Annotated in this window: 13 protein-coding genes; 9 read left to right on the forward strand and 4 right to left on the reverse strand. The window is 70.5% G+C overall.

Annotated elements, in window-relative coordinates:
* Positions 1 to 195 precede the first annotated feature (195 nt).
* Together AMK27_RS14510 and AMK27_RS14515 are read left to right on the forward strand one after the other, a co-directional pair.
* Complete coding sequence (locus tag AMK27_RS14510; RefSeq protein WP_073906585.1) at positions 196 to 1,656, forward strand: MFS transporter; 1,461 nt, start codon at positions 196 to 198, stop codon at positions 1,654 to 1,656.
* Positions 1,653 to 2,876, forward strand: a complete 1,224-nt coding sequence (locus AMK27_RS14515) for a M20 family metallopeptidase (protein ID WP_107425568.1) — start codon at positions 1,653 to 1,655, stop codon at positions 2,874 to 2,876. The genes AMK27_RS14510 and AMK27_RS14515 overlap by 4 nt, the downstream gene beginning before the upstream one ends.
* Positions 2,877 to 3,057: 181 nt before the next feature.
* On the opposite strand, the gene AMK27_RS14520 is transcribed toward AMK27_RS14515, so the two are convergent.
* The 3 genes from AMK27_RS14520 to AMK27_RS14530 all read right to left on the reverse strand — a co-directional run bounded on the left by AMK27_RS14520 (position 3,058) and on the right by AMK27_RS14530 (position 7,017).
* A complete protein-coding gene (locus AMK27_RS14520; RefSeq protein ID WP_073906587.1) occupies positions 3,058 to 4,587 on the reverse strand; it encodes a helix-turn-helix domain-containing protein in 1,530 nt (509 codons plus the stop codon).
* A 51-nt stretch (positions 4,588 to 4,638) separates the two neighbouring features.
* Positions 4,639 to 4,995, reverse strand: a complete 357-nt coding sequence (locus AMK27_RS14525; RefSeq protein ID WP_073906589.1) for a VOC family protein — start codon at positions 4,993 to 4,995, stop codon at positions 4,639 to 4,641.
* Between the two features lie 144 nt (positions 4,996 to 5,139).
* The gene (locus AMK27_RS14530) at positions 5,140 to 7,017 is read right to left on the reverse strand and encodes an amidohydrolase (RefSeq protein WP_073906591.1); all 1,878 of its coding nucleotides are present in this window, start codon (positions 7,015 to 7,017) and stop codon (positions 5,140 to 5,142) included.
* 93 nt (positions 7,018 to 7,110) lie between these two features.
* Between AMK27_RS14530 and AMK27_RS14535 the strand changes: the two genes are divergently transcribed.
* Together AMK27_RS14535 and acnA are read left to right on the forward strand one after the other, a co-directional pair.
* Positions 7,111 to 8,109: a LacI family DNA-binding transcriptional regulator gene (locus AMK27_RS14535; protein WP_241847496.1), complete on the forward strand. Its 999-nt coding sequence runs from the start codon at positions 7,111 to 7,113 to the stop codon at positions 8,107 to 8,109.
* Positions 8,110 to 8,377: 268 nt separating this feature from the next.
* Entirely contained in the window at positions 8,378 to 11,092 is a 2,715-nt protein-coding gene (gene acnA / locus AMK27_RS14540) for an aconitate hydratase AcnA (protein WP_073906595.1), read from the forward strand.
* Between the two features lie 82 nt (positions 11,093 to 11,174).
* Here acnA and AMK27_RS14545 read toward each other — a convergent pair whose 3' ends face one another.
* Positions 11,175 to 12,143, reverse strand: coding sequence for an FG-GAP repeat domain-containing protein (locus tag AMK27_RS14545; protein ID WP_073906597.1), 969 nt, complete (start codon positions 12,141 to 12,143; stop codon positions 11,175 to 11,177).
* A 527-nt stretch (positions 12,144 to 12,670) separates the two neighbouring features.
* Between AMK27_RS14545 and ngcE the strand changes: the two genes are divergently transcribed.
* The 5 genes from ngcE (at position 12,671) to AMK27_RS14570 (ending at position 18,645) form a co-directional block, all read left to right on the forward strand.
* Positions 12,671 to 14,116, forward strand: a complete 1,446-nt coding sequence (gene ngcE, locus AMK27_RS14550) for an N-acetylglucosamine/diacetylchitobiose ABC transporter substrate-binding protein (RefSeq protein ID WP_073906599.1) — start codon at positions 12,671 to 12,673, stop codon at positions 14,114 to 14,116.
* Between the two features lie 100 nt (positions 14,117 to 14,216).
* Entirely contained in the window at positions 14,217 to 15,146 is a 930-nt protein-coding gene (locus AMK27_RS14555) for a carbohydrate ABC transporter permease (RefSeq protein ID WP_073906601.1), read from the forward strand.
* Entirely contained in the window at positions 15,146 to 16,084 is a 939-nt protein-coding gene (locus AMK27_RS14560) for a carbohydrate ABC transporter permease (protein ID WP_073906603.1), read from the forward strand. The genes AMK27_RS14555 and AMK27_RS14560 overlap by 1 nt, the downstream gene beginning before the upstream one ends.
* 162 nt (positions 16,085 to 16,246) lie before the next feature.
* Positions 16,247 to 17,458, forward strand: coding sequence for an ROK family transcriptional regulator (locus AMK27_RS14565; RefSeq protein WP_073906605.1), 1,212 nt, complete (start codon positions 16,247 to 16,249; stop codon positions 17,456 to 17,458).
* Between the two features lie 122 nt (positions 17,459 to 17,580).
* Positions 17,581 to 18,645 carry a sugar ABC transporter substrate-binding protein gene (locus tag AMK27_RS14570; RefSeq protein WP_073906607.1) on the forward strand — a complete coding sequence of 355 codons (1,065 nt, stop codon included), beginning with the start codon at positions 17,581 to 17,583 and terminating at the stop codon, positions 18,643 to 18,645.
* The last annotated feature ends 91 nt before the right edge of the window (positions 18,646 to 18,736 follow it).

The raw sequence follows: 18,736 nt of genomic DNA on the forward strand, positions 1-18,736 counted from the left end.
CCTTCACCCGATTGTGAGGCGCACTCTTGCCGGATTGCCCGTCGGCTGGGGACATTGTGGTGCGGATTTCGCCATGTGGCCGCCGGGCCGACGACCGGACGCCGACCGGCTTCTCCGCCCGCCGCCCGCGCTCCCCGCGCTCCCGGCACTCCCCGCCAGGCCCCCGGGCCCCTTCCCCCCGAACAGGTGGTACGTATGACGGACACCGACACCCTGCGTACGCCAAGAGCGTCGCGGGCCGTCCGCGCGACCCCCGGCGCCGCTGTGATCGCCTCCGTCGCACTGGTCGAGCTGTCCAGCGGCATCACCCAGGGCTTCCTCTCCCCGCTGCTCAAGGGCCTCACGGAGACCCTCCGGGTCACCGCCGCGGAGCTGAACTGGATCAGCATCGCCAACCTGCTCGCCTCCGTCGCCTTCACCCCGGTCCTGTCCCGGATGGGCGACCTCTACGGCCACCGGCGCATCCTGCGCTGGAACCTCGCGATCGTGCTGCTCGGCTCCGTCCTGGTCGGCTTCAGCCGCTCCTTCGGCGTCCTGCTCGCCGGCCAGATCCTGCAAGGCGCGTTCGCGGGCTTCTTCCCGCTGCTCGTCGGCATCCTCCGCAACCGCGGCGGCGCCCGCGGCAAGGACGGCGACGGGGAGTCGCGCCGCGGCATCAGCTTCATGGTCGCCGCGCTCGTCGCCGGCATCGCGGTCGGCCTGGTCGCCAGCGGCTTCGTGGCCCGTACCGTCGACAGCCCCACCGCCGCCCTCTGGGTCCCCACCGCGGCCGTCGGCCTCGCCCTGGCCGTCACCTGGCCGCTGCTGCCCGAGTCCGCGGCGCGCCCCGGCGGACGGATCGACTGGGCGGGCGGGATCCTCCTGTGCGTGGGCCTCGTCGCGATCATGCTCGGTCTCGGCATGGGCGGACTGCCCGGCTGGGAGTGGACCTCGCCGCGCACCCTCGGCTGCCTCGTCGGCGGCGCGCTGGTCACCGCCCTGTGGGTCCGCGTCGAGCTGCGGGTCGCGGAGCCGATGATCGACGTCCGGATGTTCCGGCGCCGGAACGTCGTCACCGTCTCCCTGGTGACCGTGACCTTCACCGTCCCGATGATCGGCCTCCAGGTCGCCAACCCCGTCTTCATGGGCACCGGTCCCGAGCACGGCTACGGACTGGGCCTCGACCCCTTCGCCACCGGCCTGGCCATGCTCCCCAACATGCTCGCCATCGCCGCCGGAGCCCTGGCCGCGCCCAAGGTCGCCGCGGCGGTCTCCGACCGCCTCACCCTGTGCGCCGGCTCCCTGCTCATGGCCGCCGGCTACCTCGCCTCCCTCGCGTGGCACGGCTCGATGCCGCTGTTCCTCACCGGCACCGCCGTCGCCGGACTCGGCATCGGCTTCCTCCAGCACTCCACCCGTACCCTCGCCGTCGAGTCCGTCCCGCACGACCGGACGTCGGTCGGCTCGGGAATCAACGAACTCCTCATCAACGTCGGCGGCTCCGTCGGCGCCGCGATCGTCCTCACCGTCTTCGCCGCCCGCACCCCGGCCGGCGAGACGCTGCCCGAACTCGGCGCCTACACCACCTCCTGGACGATCTGCGCGGTCGTCTCCCTGGCGGGCGCCGCGCTCGCCCTCCTCTACCGCACGCCGAAGGACCGCGAGGCCCGCTCATGACCACCACCGCGACCGCCGCCCTCGACCTGCTGCGCGCCCGCACCCGCGACACCGTGACCCGTCGGCAGGACGAGCTCCTCGCCCTCAGCCACCAGCTGCACGCCGACCCCGAACTCGCCTACGAGGAACACCGCGCCGCACGCCGCATCACCGACCTGGCCGAAGCGGCCGGCTTCGACGTCACCCGCGGGGTGTGCGACCTGCCGACGGCGTTCACCGCCACCGCGGGCAGCGGCGACCTCGTCATCGGGATCTGCGCGGAGTACGACGCGCTGCCGGGCATCGGCCACGCCTGCGGGCACAACGTCAACGGCGCCGCCTCCGTCACCGCGGCCCTCGCGCTCGCGCCGCTGGCCGACGAGCTCGGCATCACCGTGAAGCTCCTGGGGACCCCGGCGGAGGAGTCCGGTGGCGGCAAGGTCGACATGCTGCGCGGCGGCGCGTTCGACGACGTCGCCGCGGCGATGATGGTGCACGCCGCGCCCTCGGACTCCGTCGGCATGAGCTCGCTGGCCATCAGCAGCTGGCAGGTCGGCTACACGGGCCGCGCGGCGCACGCCGCCGCCATGCCCGAGCGGGGCGTCAACGCCGCCGACGCGATGATGATCGCGCAGGTCGCCATCGCCGCCTACCGCCAGCAGATGCGTCCCGGAGCGGTGGTCTCGGGTGTCGTCACCCGGGGCGGCGAAGCGGCCAACGTCATCCCGGCCCGCACCACCGCCGACTACGACTGCCGTGCGGTCACCCACGAGGAACTTCGCGAGCTCCAGGCCCGCGTCCGCGCCTGCTTCGAGGCCGGCGCCCTCGCCACCGGCGCGGAACTGGCCCTGGAGGCCGTGGGCAACGACTACGCCGACCTCCGCCAGGACCTCGCCATGGGCCGCTCGTACCTCACCGCAGTCCGCGCGCTGGGCCGCGACGCGAAGGCCGAGGACCCCTCGATCCGCGGCGGCTCCACCGACATGGGCAACGTCTCGCACCACGTGCCGACCATCCACCCCATGATCGGCTACGACTGCGGCGACACGATCATGCACAACCCCGAGTTCACCCGCTACGGCACGACCCCGCAGGCCGACCGCGCGGTCCTCGACGGCGGCCTGGCGATGGCCTGGACGGCCCTGGACCTGGCCACCGACCCCGACCACCGCACGACTCTCCTGACCCGCCTCAAGACCCGCGCCCCGTACCAGGAACCGGCCACCCCGACGGCCTCCTGACACCCCGGCACACCCCGACACACTCCGGCACACCCCTGCACCCCACGCCCGCGACACCCCGACACCCCGGCGCCCCCGCCCCCCGACACCCCTGACACCCCGCCCCTCCTCGACACCCCACGCGAAAGGCCCCCTCGCTCCTGTGGAGCGAGGGGGCCTCGGGGCTTCCAGACGTCGGTTCCTAGATGTCCCGGAAGATCTCGATCTGCGCGCCGATCGAGTTCAGCCGCTCCGCCAGGTCCTCGTACCCCCGGTTGATGACGTACACGTTCCGGAGGACCGACGTGCCCTCGGCGGCCATCATCGCGAGGAGGACGACCACCGCCGGGCGCAGGGCCGGCGGGCACATCATCTCGGCGGCGCGCCAGCGGGTGGGGCCCTCCACCAGGACGCGGTGGGGGTCGAGGAGCTGGAGGCGGCCGCCGAGGCGGTTGAGGTCCGTGAGGTAGATGGCCCGGTTGTCGTAGACCCAGTCGTGGATCAGCGTCTTGCCCTGCGCCGTGGCCGCGATCGCCGCGAAGAAGGGGACGTTGTCGATGTTCAGGCCCGGGAACGGCATCGGGTGGATCTTGTCGATCGGCGCCTCCAGCTTGGAGGGGCGGACCGTCAGGTCGACCAGACGCGTGCGGCCGTTGTCCGCCGGGTACTCGGCCGAGCGGTCCTGGTCGAGGCCCATCTCCTCCAGGACCGCGAGCTCGATCTCCATGAACTCGATCGGGACCCGGCGGATGGTCAGTTCGGACTCCGTGACGACCGCCGCGGCCAGCAGGCTCATCGCCTCGACCGGGTCCTCGGAGGGGGAGTAGTCGACGTCGACGTCGATCTGCGGCACGCCGTGCACGGTGAGGGTGGTGGTGCCGATGCCGTCCACCCGTACGCCCAGGGCCTCCAGGAAGAAGCACAGGTCCTGGACCATGTAGTTGGAGGAGGCGTTGCGGATGACGGTCACGCCGTCGTGGCGGGCGGCCGCGAGCAGGGCGTTCTCGGTCACGGTGTCGCCGCGCTCGGTCAGCACGATCGGGCGGTCGGGGGAGACGGAGCGCTCGACCTGGGCGTGGTAGATGCCCTCGGTGGCGGTGATGTCGAGGCCGAAGCGGCGCAGCGCGATCATGTGCGGCTCGATCGTGCGCGTACCGAGGTCGCAGCCGCCGGCGTAGGGCAGCTTGAAGCGGTCCATGCGGTGCAGGAGCGGGCCGAGGAACATGATGATCGAGCGGGTGCGGATCGCGGCCTCGGCGTCCATCGAGTCCATGTCCAGCTCGGCCGGCGGCACGATCTCCAGGTCGACGCCGTCGTTCACCCAGCGGGTCCGCACCCCGATGGAGTTGAGCACCTCCAGGAGCCGGAAGACCTCCTCGATGCGGGCGACCCGGCGCAGGACGGTGCGGCCCTTGTTGAGGAGGGAGGCGCAGAGCAGCGCGACGCAGGCGTTCTTGCTCGTCTTGACGTCGATGGCGCCCGAGAGCCGGCGGCGGCCGACGACCCTGAGGTGCATGGGTCCCGCGTAACCCAGGGACACGATCTCGCTGTCGAGGGCCTCGCCGATCCGGGCGATCATCTCAAGGCTGATGTTCTGGTTGCCGCGCTCGATCCGGTTGACGGCGCTCTGGCTCGTGGCCAGCGCGTCGGCGAGCTGCGTCTGCGTCCAGCCGCGGTGCTGCCGGGCGTCACGGATGAGCTTGCCGATGCGTACGAGGTAGTCGTCTGCCATGGCGTCACGTTATCTCAGATATGAGATGGTGCTTGCTGTTGGGGTAGGCCATCAGGGTGACAGGCTGTGCGCGGTGGGGTGACGCGGCTCGTACAGGGGGAGTTCGGTGCCGCTCGGCAGCCGTACGGCGGCGAGCAGGCCCCAGCCCTGGTCGGTGATGGCGCGTGAGATCTCCGCGCCCCGGTCCTCGAGGTCCTTCAGGGTCGCGGTGAGGTCGTCGCACATCAGGTAGAGCTCGTGCTTCGGCTCCTCCGACGTCGGGTGGACGGCGACCTCGGCCGGCGGCAGCTTGAAGATGAGCCAGCCGCGCCCGGCGTCCACGTGCGGGAAGCCCGCGACGTCCTTGAGGAAGGCCCGGTCGGCCTCCGCGTCCCGCGTGTAGAGAATCACGTGCGCGCCACTGAACATGTCCCGATCGTCGGCCGCCCGTACGGCCGCGGCAATTCGTCCGCGGCCGTACGGGCGGCTCCGGCGCGCGGGCTCGGTGCGCCGCGCCCGGGGGGGTAGGGGTGCGGGCTCGGTGCGCCGCGCCCGAGCGGAGGACGCGCGGGCTCAGTGCGCCGCGCAGCCGCACGCCCGGTGCCGGCCGCCGTGCACCGCCGCGTACGTCGAGGGCCGCGGCGCGGACGCCGCGCGGGCCAGCCCCGCGGAGGCCGAGCGCCCCGAGGCCGACTCCGCGTCGTGGACCACACGGCCCCCGACCAGGGTGAGCCGCACCGCGGTGTCGCTGATGTCCGCGACCGGACACCTCATGACATCCCGGTCGAGGACCAGGAGATCGGCGGCGCGTCCCTCCCGGATCGTCCCCGTCTCCCCGTCCATCCGCAGCTGCCAGGCCGTGCCGTACGTGTGCATCCGCAGCGTCGACGTGCGGCTGAGGCCCTCCAGCTCGCGGTGGAGCGGGCCCTCGCCGTGCGCCCCCTGCCGGTCGATCGCGGTCCGGATCTGGTTCCACACCTGGAGCGCGTCCACCGGCCAGTCGGAGCCGCCCGAGAGCACCGCGCCGTGGCGTTCGAGGGAGCGCGCCGGGTACATCCACCGGTGCCGCTCGGGCCCGATGTACGGCAGCAGCGCCTCCATCGTCCAGGTGTCCGCGGACGCCCACTGCAGCTGCATGCAGGCCGCCACGCCCAGTTGGGCGAAGCGCCGCAGGTCGGCCGGGTCCACCAGCTGGAGATGGGCGACGGCGTTGCGCGGGTCGCGCAGCCCGGTGGCGCGGCGGGCGTACGCGTACCCGTCGAGCGCCGTCCGTACGGCCCGGTCGCCCAGGCCGTGGGCGTGCATCTGCCAGCCGGCCCGGTTGAAGACGGCCGACAGACGTCCGTAATCCTGCGCCGACACGTACAGTTCGCCCCGGTTGGCGGTGGTACGTCCCTCTCCGTCCAGATACGGCGCGAGGAGCGCCGCCGTCTGCGCGGGGTACTCGATCACCCCGTCGAGGAACACCTTGATCATCCCGAAGCGCAGTCCCCGCACGTCGCCGAACTCCCGGCGCAGCCCCCGGGCGTACGCGAGCGCCGCCGCCGGGTCCTTCGCCTGGTCCGGGTCGAGCCGGATCGCCGGGACGATCCGCTGGGGCAGCTTCCCAGCCGCCGCGAGCGCCCGGTACGTGCTGAGCTCCCCGCGCCCGACCAGGGCGTCCATCATCGTGGTGACCCCCGAGGCCGCCGCCTGCGCGAGCACCCGCGCGCAGGCCGCGACCAGCTCGGCCTCGCTCGGCTCCGGGATGTGCCGGGTCACCAGCGGCTGGGCGTCGTCCTTGAGGACACCGGTCGGCCGGCCGTCCGCGCCCTTCACGATCTTCCCGCCCACCGGGTCCGGGGTGGCTGCCGTGATGCCGGCGATCTCCAGCGCGCGGCCGTTGACCCAGATGTTGTGGCCGTCGCCGCCGACCAGCGCGACCGGACGGCGGGTGGGCAGGGCGTCGAGCAGCGAGTGGTGGGGGAGCGAGCCCTGCGGCAGCAGGCCGATCGGGTTCCAGTCCTCCACCACGAGCCAGCCGTCCGGCTCCTGCCCGGGGCTGTCCTTCAGGAAGCCGGTCAGGATCGCGAGCAGCTCCTCCCGCGTCGTCTCCGCCCCTTCGAGGGAGGGCCGGAGGGAGCGGCTGCCCGCGCCCAGCGGGTGGACGTGGCCGTCGTGGATGCCGCTCATCACGGTCGCGCCGCGCGCGTCGACGACCTCGGTGTCCCGGCCGACGAGGCGGCGCAGTTCGCCGCCCCGCCCGGTCGCCAGGATCCGGCCGTCGCGGCCGACGGCCACGGCCTCGACGGGGCGGCCGCCGGACCGGCCGGTGAACACCCGGGCGTTGTGCACGACCAGCGCGGCCGACCGGGGGCGCGAGCCCGCCGCCGCGGGGCCGCCGGAGACCCCGACGAGACCCGCCGCGCCGGCGGCCGCGAGGACGGTGCGCCGGCTCAGGGAAGAAGTCATGACCACTCCAAACGTTGGCTGTGGCCGGACGCTCGCTGATTAACGTCGTAACCAGTACCCTCCCCGGACCGCGAAATCCGTACGATGGCGCGCATGTCAGGGCCCACCCTCACCGACATCGCCCGTGCCGCGGAGGTGTCCACCGCCACCGTGTCCCACGCGCTCAACGGCACGGGCCGGCTCGGTGAGTCCACCCGGCGCCGGGTCCGCGAGGTGGCGGCGGCCCTCGGCTACGGCTCGCGCCGGACGCCCCTCAGCAGGACCGGGACGCTCGGCCTCGCCGTCACCACCTACGCGGGCGCGCCCTGGAACTACCTCGAGGTCCCCTACTTCTCCCGCCTGCTGACCTCCGCCGCGGCCACCGCGCACGCCCTCGGCTACGCGCTGACGGTCCTGCCCGCGGCGCGCGGCGGCGAGACCCTGTGGCACACCCTGACCGTCGACGGCATGCTCCTGCTCGACAGCCCCGAGGACGACCGGGTGCTGCGCGCCCTGCGGGCCCGGGGCATCCCCGTGGTCTTCGACGGCCGGCCGACCGACCCGCACCCCGACGACGTCTGGGTGGACAACGACCACGCCGCGACCACCCGCGAGGTCCTCGACCACCTGGCGGCCGCCGGTGCGCGCCGGATCGCCCTGCACGCCGGGTACGGCCGCGAGTACTACACCGGCGCCGTGACGCGGGCGTACGAGGGATGGTGCCGGGAGCGCGGCCGGGAGCCGTCGGTGGTCGCCTTCGACCCGGCGGACGGGCCGGGCCACGCGTTCGACCGGGTGTTCTCCGAGCGGTCCTGCGACGCCGTCCACTCCCTCTACGACCCCGGCGGCCGGCAGGTCCTGGCCGTGGCGGCCCGGCACGGTCTGCGGATCCCCGACGACCTGCTGCTCGTCTGCGCCAGCGAGGATCCGGCGTATGCCGAGCACGACCCTCCGGTGAGCACGGTGACGCTGCGGCCCGAGACCATCGCGGAGACGGCGGTCACGACCCTGGCGGCCCGGCTCGACCCGGCCCTGCCCGCCCCCGCGCCGGGCGGGCTGACGGTCCCGGCCCTGCTGTGTCCGCGCGCGTCGACCCGCCGGGGGAGCGGGTGAGGGCGGCGGTGGCTTCCGGGCCGTCCGCCGTGCGTCCGGGGTCGCCCGGGGGACGGGCGTCAGGATGACGCCCGTCACAGGCATGCCGGGCATGACCGTGCGGCGGGGATGCACTAGAGTTATCTCGACATCGAGATAACTGCTTACGGCGCACCGCGGCCGCCCACCCGGTAAGGGTTACCTAACTAAGCCTTACCTTAGCGGATCGGCGAGGGAGTCGTGGCGGCAGCATGGCGGTAATACGCGCACATTGATGAAGGAGACTGTCGTGTCGGCGAACAGCTTCGACGCCCGCAGCACGCTGCGCGTGGGCGACGAGTCGTACGAGATCTTCAAGCTGGACAAGGTCGAGGGCTCCGCGCGCCTCCCTTACAGCCTGAAGGTCCTCCTGGAGAACCTGCTCCGCACCGAGGACGGCGCGAACATCACCGCCGACCACATCCGGGCCCTCGGGAACTGGGACTCGCAGGCCCAGCCGAGCCAGGAGATCCAGTTCACGCCGGCCCGCGTGATCATGCAGGACTTCACCGGCGTCCCCTGTGTCGTCGACCTCGCCACCATGCGTGAGGCCGTCGCGGCGCTCGGCGGCGACCCGGCGAAGATCAACCCGCTCTCCCCGGCCGAGATGGTCATCGACCACTCCGTCATCGCCGACAAGTTCGGCACGAACTCCGCCTTCGCGGAGAACGTCGAGCTGGAGTACGGCCGCAACAAGGAGCGCTACCAGTTCCTGCGCTGGGGCCAGACCGCCTTCGACGACTTCAAGGTCGTCCCCCCGGGCACCGGCATCGTCCACCAGGTGAACATCGAGCACCTGGCCCGCACGGTCATGGTCCGCAACGGCCAGGCGTACCCCGACACCCTCGTCGGCACCGACTCCCACACCACCATGGTCAACGGCCTCGGTGTGCTCGGCTGGGGCGTCGGCGGCATCGAGGCCGAGGCCGCGATGCTCGGTCAGCCGGTCTCCATGCTCATCCCGCGCGTCGTCGGCTTCAAGCTGACCGGTGAGCTCCCGGCCGGCACCACCGCCACCGACCTGGTCCTCACGATCACCGAGATGCTGCGCAAGCACGGCGTCGTCGGCAAGTTCGTCGAGTTCTACGGTGAGGGCGTCGCCGCCACCTCCCTCGCGAACCGCGCCACCATCGGCAACATGTCGCCGGAGTTCGGCTCCACCGCCGCCGTCTTCCCGATCGACGGCGAGACGCTGAACTACCTCAAGCTGACCGGCCGCTCCGCGCAGCAGGTCGCGCTCGTCGAGGCGTACGCCAAGGAGCAGGGCCTCTGGCTCGACCCGGCCGCCGAGCCCGACTTCTCCGAGAAGCTGGAGCTCGACCTCTCCACGGTCGTCCCCTCCATCGCCGGCCCGAAGCGCCCGCAGGACCGCATCGTCCTCGCGAACGCCGCCGCGCAGTTCGCCCAGGACGTGCGCAACTACGTCTCCACCGACGACGAGGCGGGCAAGGAGTCCTTCCCGGCCTCCGACGCCCCGGCCGTCTCCAACGGCGTCCCGTCGAACCCGGTCGAGGTGACCGCCCCCGACGGCACCACCTACACGATCGACCACGGCGCCGTCACCGTCGCCGCGATCACCTCCTGCACCAACACGTCGAACCCGTACGTGATGGTCGCCGCCGCGCTCGTCGCGAAGAAGGCCACCGAGAAGGGCCTGACCCGCAAGCCGTGGGTCAAGACCACCCTCGCCCCGGGCTCGAAGGTCGTCACCGACTACTTCGACAAGGCGGGCCTCACCCCGTACCTCGACAAGGTCGGCTTCAACCTCGTCGGCTACGGCTGCACCACCTGCATCGGCAACTCCGGCCCGCTGCCGGAGGAGGTCTCCAAGGCCGTCAACGAGCACGACCTCGCCGTGACCTCGGTGCTCTCGGGCAACCGCAACTTCGAGGGTCGCATCAACCCCGACGTCAAGATGAACTACCTGGCCTCCCCGCCGCTGGTCGTCGCGTACGCCCTCGCGGGCTCCATGAAGGTGGACATCACCAAGGACGCCCTCGGCGTCGACCAGGACGGCAAGCCCGTCTACCTGGCCGACATCTGGCCGACGGAGGCCGAGGTCAACGACGTCGTCGCCAACGCCATCGGCGAGGACATGTTCAACAAGTCCTACCAGGACGTCTTCGCGGGCGACGCCCAGTGGCAGGCGCTGTCGATCCCGACCGGCAACACCTTCGAGTGGGACGCCGAGTCCACCTACGTCCGGAAGCCCCCGTACTTCGAGGGCATGACGATGGAGACCACCCCGGTCACCGACATCACCGGCGCCCGCGTCCTGGCCAAGCTGGGCGACTCGGTCACCACCGACCACATCTCCCCGGCCGGCGCCATCAAGGCCGACACCCCGGCCGGCAAGTACCTCACCGAGCACGGTGTGGAGCGTCGTGACTTCAACTCCTACGGCTCGCGCCGTGGCAACCACGAGGTCATGATCCGCGGCACCTTCGCCAACATCCGCCTGCGCAACCAGATCGCGCCGGGCACCGAGGGCGGCTTCACCCGCGACTTCACCGTCGAGGGCGCGCCGGTGTCGTTCATCTACGACGCCTCGCAGAACTACCAGGCCGCCGGCACCCCGCTGGTCATCCTGGGCGGCAAGGAGTACGGCTCCGGCTCGTCCCGCGACTGGGCCGCCAAGGGCACCGCGCTCCTCGGCGTCAAGGCCGTCATCACCGAGTCGTACGAGCGCATCCACCGCTCGAACCTCATCGGCATGGGCGTCCTGCCGCTCCAGTTCCCGGCCGGCCAGTCGGCCGACTCGCTCGGCCTGACCGGCGAGGAGACCTTCTCCATCGCGGGCGTCACGGAGCTGAACGAGGGCACCACGCCGAGCACGGTCAAGGTCACCACCGACACCGGTGTCGAGTTCGACGCGGTCGTCCGCATCGACACCCCCGGTGAGGCGGACTACTACCGCAACGGCGGCATCATGCAGTACGTGCTCCGCAACCTGATCCGCGGCTGACACCGGCGCCGGATCCGGTCGTACGGGAAAGGGCCCCGCTCCTCGGAAGAGGAGCGGGGCCCTTTCGCTGTGCCCGGGTCGATCAGAACAGGGCGCCGAAGCCGTTCCAGCCCGACGTGCCGATCTTCATGCGGGACGGGAAGGGGTTGGTCGAGTTGCCCGCGCCCTTGTACAGCCACAGCGCGCCGGCGCTGTCGCGGGCCACGAGGTCCGCACGGCGGTCACCGGTGAGGTCACCGGGGGAGAAGATGTGGTTGTACATGTTCCAGCCGCTGCCGACGCGGGTGCGGCTGGTGAAGGGGGACCGGTAGTTGCCGGTGCCCTTGTAGAGCCACAGGACACCGCTGCGGTCGCGCGCGACCAGGTCGGCGCGGCCGTCGCCGGTCACGTCGCCCTTGCCCGCGATCTGGGTGTACGCGTCCCAGCCGGAGCCGACGCGGTAGCGCTGCGTCAGGGACGCGTTGCCGTTGCCCAGGTAGTGCCAGAGCACACCGGCGCCGTCGCGGGCCAGGATGTCGTCCGGGGCGCCACCGCCGGTGTTGCCGGCCGAGATGACCCGGTTGTAGGCGTTCCAGCCGCCACCGAGGTCGCGGACCGGGCCGTCGCTGGCGAAGTGCAGGCGACCGGTGCGGTTGACGGCGTACCAGCCGTCGGCGTGGTACCAGCCGTCGGCGTCGGGCCGCGCGTCGGTGTCCGCCTGGGTGAAGTTCTTGTAACCCACCCAGTTCCAGCCCTGACGCCCGGCGATGCGCTGGATGGCGCCGCCGCCGACGGGGGTGTAACCGATGATGTCGCCGTTGGTGTGCCAGCCGTAGAGGTTGTTGAGCGCGGCGCCGGAGGCGGCCGTCGCGGAGGCCGCGGAGGCCGACGCGCGGTCCGACTGCGCGGCGCCGGCCACCCGGTCCACCTTCGGAGCGGAGGGGGCCTTGGTCGCCGGGCCCGGCTCCGCCGCGACCGCGGCGGTCGAGGTACCGACGAGGGCGGCGGCGATCGCCGCGACCGCGACACGGGACAGGAGGCCCGAGCGGTTCAGGCCGGAAGAGTTGGCCACGTAGTACTCCACAGGAGAGAGGGACAAGTAAACGCCGCCGGGCGCTCGAACGTACGCACGAGGTCGGCGGTCCCCCTATGATCCCCGGTCGCCCTCACAGGATCCTTACTTTTCCGGGGGTCTGTGACACAACTGTTTCGATGCCGACCGTATGTCCGCTTTGCTGGTCGGTGTCCGTGTAACGCCCTCGATCGCCCTCTCAAGGGCCTCCACTACGGCGCGGCCTGAGTCACTGTCAAGGGCATGAGTGGACGAGTGGTTGGACGAAACGCCGCAGATCCAGCGTGCTTATCCCGGAGGTCTCAACTCGGGAAAGATGGCCGTAGAAACCTGCTTTCGATCTTGCTCAGGCGAAGGGAAGTGGACTATACCTGTCGGCGTCCAGCCAGTCGGTTCCACACACGACGGCCCGACGCCTGCACGACCCGGCTGCAAATGACCGCGGTGGCGGGGCCCTTCGCCTGTGGCGAGTGAGTACGGGCGACCGGTACACCGCCTGAGTCCTGAATGAAGGCGAGGACTTGAGCATGGGATCCACCTCCGCTCAGACCAATGAGGGCCTTGGCCGTCGCGATCTGATCAAGCGTTCCGCCGCGATCGGTCTGATCTCGGTGCCGACCATGGGCTTCCTCTCCGCTTGCGCGAGCAGCAGCGGCGACGGAAACGCAAAGGTCGAGAAGGGGACGAAGTCCGACAAGAACCCGCTCGGGGTGAACGAGTCGGCACCGCTCGATTTCGTCCTCTTCGACGGCGGATTCGGACAGCAGTACGCCAAGGACGCGATCAAGGTCTACGAGGGGAATTACCCCAAGGCCAAGGTCAAGTTCACGCCCACCCAGAAGATCACCACCGAGCTCCAGCCGCGCTTCAACGGCGGCAACCCGCCGGACCTGATCGACAACTCGGGTGCCGAGCAGATGGACATGGGCGTCCTCGTCGGCCAGAAGCAGCTCGCCGACCTCACCGCCCTCCTGGACGCGGCCTCCGTCGACGACCCGAACAAGAAGGTCCGCGACACCCTGCGGCCCGGCATCATCGAGATGGGCCAGTTCGACGGCGCCCCCGTCTGGGTCCTCTACTACGCCTACACCGTCTACGGCGTCTGGTACTCGCAGAAGCTGCTCGACTCGCTCGACGCGAAGTACCCCGAGACCTGGGACGAGATGCTGGCCGTCTGCGAGAAGGCCAAGAAGAAGGGCATCGCGGGCTGGACGTACGCGGGCAAGCACCCGTACTACCTCCCCTTCTCGCTCTACCCGATGATCGGCAAGGTCGGCGGCCGCGAGGTCCTGGACGCCATCGACAACCTGGAGCCGAAGGCCTGGGAGCACCCCGCGGTCAAGGCCTGTTTCGAGGCCTACTACGAGCTCTACCGCAAGGGCTACATCCTCAAGGGCACCCCCGGCCTCGACCACATCCAGTCGCAGACCGCCTGGACCGAGGGCAAGGCGCTGTTCATCCCGAACGGCTCCTGGGTCGAGAACGAGGCCGCGAAGACCATGCCGGCCGACTTCAACCTGGCCGTCTCCGCCCCGAGCGGCATCGACGCCTCCGACAAGATGCCCTTCGGCACCATGTGGGCGTCCGGCGGCGAGCCGTTCATCGTCCCGGCCAAGGCGGCCAACCCCGAGGGCGGCATGGAGCAGCTGCGCATCATGCTCAGCGAGGCCTCGTCCAAGAACTTCACGCAGTCCGTGAAGTCCCTCTCCGCCTTCAACGGCGGCACCGACGGCATCGAGCTGACGCCGGGCCTCAAGTCCGGCGTCGCGGCCCTGGAGAAGGCCGGCCAGAACGTGGTCAACCCGCGCCTCCAGGACTGGTACGTCGCCCTCCAGAAGGAGAAGATCGGCGTGGCGGGCATCGGCGAGATGATGGCCGGCCGCGCGACCCCGGCCGAGACGATCAAGAAGATCCAGAAGTTCGCCGACGAGGCGGCCAAGGACTCCTCGATCAAGCACTACAAGCACCAGTGAGCAGTGCCGGGGCCCCTTCCCGCCGACCGGGAGCGGGCCCCGGCCCCTTGGCGCGCGGCACCCGCGGCGCGCCCCCGCGGGAAGATCGGGGTCGGTAGGAATGCAGCACGGCAAGTACCGTTTCATCGTGGGGTTCCTGGCGGCACCCCTCGCGCTCTACGCGCTCTTCGTCATCTGGCCGTTCATCCAGTCCATCTACTACTCGCTCACGGACTGGAGCGGACTGAGCCCCGAATTCGGGTTCGTCGGATTCGACAACTACAGCAGAATGCTGGACGACGAGATCTTCTGGAAATCGCTCCAGCACAGTCTGACCCTCGCGGTGGTGCTTCCGCTCGTGACCGTCGGGCTCGCGCTGTTCTTCGCGTTCATGCTCAATGTCGGCGGTCGGCGCCGTCGCGGAGCGGCCATCGCCGGTGTGCGCGGTTCAGCCTTCTACAAGATCGTGTACTTCTTCCCGCAGGTGCTGTCGATCGCCATCGTCGCGCTGCTCTTCCAGTTCGCCTACAACCCGAACAGCGGAGCCATCAATTCCGCTCTGAAGCTGGTGGGCCTCGGCAGTATTCAGCCGGACTGGCTGGGGGATCCGAAGCTCGCCCTCATCTGCGTCATGGCCGTTCTCGTCTGGTCCACGGTCGGCTTCTTCGTCGTCCTCTTCTCGGCCGGCATGGCGTCCATTCCGAGGGACTTCTACGAGGCGGCGCTGCTCGACGGCGCCAACCGCTTCACGACCTTCTTCAAGATCACCCTGCCGCTGCTCTGGGACACCGTGCAGTCCGGCTGGATCTACATGGGCATCCTGGCGCTCGGCGCGGAGTCCTTCGCCGTCGTCCAGATCATGACCGTCGGCCCCAACGGCGGCGGGCCCGACTACTCCACCATCGTCCTTCCGCTGTACGTGTACCAGAAGGCGTTCCGGGACGGTCAGGCCGCCTACGCAACGACCATCGGTGTCGCGCTCCTTCTCGTCACCCTGGCCTTCGCGGCCGTCGTGATGAAGCTGGGCCGGCGCGAGCGGCTGGAGTTCTGATGAAGACGACCGACACTGCAACCCCCGGCGTCGAGACCCCGGGCCCCTCGGGGGGCTCGGGCCCCATGGTCACCAAGACGGTGGCGCCCGCGCCCCGCAAGGACTCCAAGAGCGAGGGCGGGGTCCTCAACGTCTTCTCGCACGGCGTCCTGATCATCTGGGCGATCATGGTGGTCATGCCGCTGCTCTGGGCGGTCATGACCTCGTTCAAGACCGACCGGGCGATCTTCACCTCCCCGTGGTCGCTGCCCGACACGCTGCACTTCGAGAACTGGTCGCGCGCCTGGTCCCAGGCGCACATGAGCGACTACTTCATGAACACGATCGTGGTGGTCGGCGGCTCGCTCATCGGCACGCTGCTCCTCGGCTCGATGGCGGCGTACGTGCTGGCCCGCTTCGACTTCCCCGGGAACCGCTTCATCTACTTCCTCTTCATCGGAGGGATGAGCTTCCCGATCATCCTGGCGCTGGTGCCGCTCTTCTACGTCATGCAGAACATGGCCCTGCTCAACACCCCGCACGGCCTGATCCTCGTCTACATCGCGTACTCGCTGCCCTTCACCGTCTTCTTCCTCACGGCCTTCTTCCGCACGCTGCCGACCTCGGTGGCGGAAGCGGCCTTCGTGGACGGCGCGTCGCACACCAGGACCTTCTTCCAGGTCATGCTGCCGATGGCGAAGCCGGGCCTCATCAGCGTCGGCATCTTCAACTTCCTCGGCCAGTGGAACCAGTACCTGCTGCCCACCGTGCTCAACACCGAGCAGGACCAGAAGGTGCTCTCCCAGGGCCTGGTCCAGCTCGCCACGAGCCAGGGCTACAAGGGCGACTGGTCGGGCCTCTTCGCCGGACTGGTGATGGCGATGCTCCCGGTGCTCGCCGCGTACATCATCTTCCAGCGGCAGGTGGTGGCCGGCCTGACCGCCGGCGCCGTGAAGTAACCCCGGTACCGCAGTCCCCAGGGCCCCCGGCGCACCCGCGCCGGGGGCCCCGCGCGTGGTGTGACACAGACGCTCCGCCACTCAAGGTCTTGACGGGGGGCAAGCCGAAAGCGTCCCCTTAGAGTTCACATGTTGGAGAAAACGGTGGGAGTGAGTGAGTCGATGGAGACTCCGGGGTCGCAGACGTCTCTGCACAGGGCCAATCTCGAACGGGTCGTCCGGGCGGTGCGCATGGCCGGCTCGCTCACCCAGGCGGAGATCGCCCGGGCGACGGGACTGTCCGCCGCGACGGTCTCCAACATCGTCCGGGAGCTGAAGGACGGCGGCACCGTCGACGTCACGCCCACCTCGGCGGGCGGCCGCCGGGCCCGCAGCGTCTCGCTCTCCGGTGACGCCGGCATCGTGATCGGCGTGGACTTCGGCCACACCCACCTCCGGGTCGCCGTCGGCAACCTGGCCCACCAGGTGCTCGCCGAGGAGTCGGAGCCGCTCGACGTGGACGCCTCCGCCGCCGAGGGCTTCGACCGGGCGGAGCACCTGGTCAACCGGCTGATCGAGGCCACCGGGATCGGCCGGGACAAGGTCATCGGCGTCGGACTCGGCGTCCCGGGCCCCATCGACGTCTCCTCCGGGACCCTCGGCTCGACCTCGATCCTGCCGGGCTGGAGCGGGATCAACCCCGCGGAGGAGCTCTCCGGCCGCCTCGGCGTCCCCGTGCACGTCGACAACGACGCCAACCTCGGCGCCCTCGGCGAACTCGTCTGGGGCAGCGGGCGGGGCGTCAAGGACCTGGCGTACATCAAGGTGGCGAGCGGCGTCGGCGCCGGCCTCGTCATCGACGGGCGGGTCTACCGGGGCCCCGGCGGCACCGCGGGCGAGATCGGGCACATCACGCTCGACGAGTCGGGCCCGGTCTGCCGCTGCGGCAACCGCGGCTGCCTGGAGACCTTCACGGCCGCCCGGTACGTGCTGCCGCTGCTCCAGCCCGGTCACGGCCCCGATCTGACCATGGAACGGGTCGTCCAGCTGGCCCGCGAGGGCGACCCCGGCTGCCGCCGGGTGATCGCGGACGTCGGGCGGCACATCGGCAGCGGCATCGCCAACCTCTGCAATCTCCTGAACCCGAGCCGGGTGGTGCTCGGCGGCGACCTGGCGGAGGCCGGGGAGCTGGTCCTGACGCCCATCAGGGACTCCGTCTCGCGGTACGCGATCCCCAGTGCCGCCAGGCAGCTCTCGCTGGCTCAGGGGGCCTTGGGAGGCCGCGCGGAGGTGCTCGGCGCGCTGGCCCTCGTACTGAGCGAAATGGGCGATTCGACCCTGTTGGAGAGCGCGCTGCCGACGGCTGCTCCGGCCTCACGCCTTGCGTTCACTTAGATAACGAACACCACCGTTGTCATCTCGTTAAGAATTTACTTCTTGACGGCAACCGTGCGGCCGAGTTGACTTCGGGACACCTCGGCCGCAACGTCGCGGCCTCGTCAGGGAGGCAACCCCAAATGAACGCAGTGACGCGTCGCGCCGTCATAGCCACGGCCGCGGTGTCGATGGCCCTCTCGCTCGCCGCCTGTGGCCAGGCCGGCGGCGACGACAGCGGTGACAAGGGCAGCTCGACCAAGATCGGCCTGCTCCTTCCGGAGAACAAGACCTCGCGCTACGAGGCCCTGGACAAGCCCCAGTTCGAGAAGGCCGTCAAGGCCGCGTGCGGCGACTGCGAGGTCGTGTACAACAACGCGGTCTCCGACGTCGTCAAGCAGAAGCAGCAGTTCGACCAGCTGATCGCCGACGGCATCAAGGTCATCGCGCTCGACCCGGTCGACGCCACCAAGGCCGAGGGCTGGGTCACCGAGGCCAAGGCCAAGGGCGTCAAGGTCGTCGCGTACGACCGCGCGGTCAAGGGCGCCGACGCCTACGTCAGCCACGACAACAACAAGGTCGGCGAGCTCCAGGGCCAGGCGCTCCTCGCCGCCCTCGGCGGCAAGGCCGCCTCCGCCAACGTCGTGATGATCAACGGCGACGAGAAGGACCCGAACGCCGCCCTGTTCAAGAAGGGCGCCCACACCGCGCTCGACGGCAAGGTCGGCAAGATCGCCTACGAGGCCTCCGGCGAGTGGGACCCGAAGGTCGCCGGCGAGAAGATGTCCGCCGCGATCTCCTCGGTCGGCAAGGACAAGATCGGCGCGGTCTACTCGGCCAACGACGGCATGGCCGGTGGCATCGTCACCTCCCTCGAGAACGCCGGCATCAAGGGCATTCCGGTGGGCGGCCAGGACGCCGAGGTCGCGGGCATCCAGCGCATCATCGCCGGCACCCAGACCTTCACCATCTACAAGTCGCCGCTCCAGCTGGCCCCCGAGGCCGCCAAGTTCGCGGTGAACCTGCTCCAGGGCAAGGAGCTCGGCGCCCAGGGCGCGACCGACGGCGTGCCGTCGACGCTGTTCCCGCCGGTCGTCGTCGACAAGACCAACATCCAGACCACGGTGATCAAGGACGGCATCTACAAGGCCGCCGACCTCTGCACCTCGGACCTGGCCGCCAAGTGCACGGAACTGGGCATCAAGTAACCCCTGAGCCGAGCCCGCCGGGCCCCCCGAGGGCCCGGCGTCACGGATCCCGACACCGGCCCGCGTACAGAGGCTGAAGCCCCGGACACGG

This window comes from Streptomyces sp. CB02009, assembly GCF_001905825.1.
Taxonomy (GTDB): domain Bacteria; phylum Actinomycetota; class Actinomycetes; order Streptomycetales; family Streptomycetaceae; genus Streptomyces.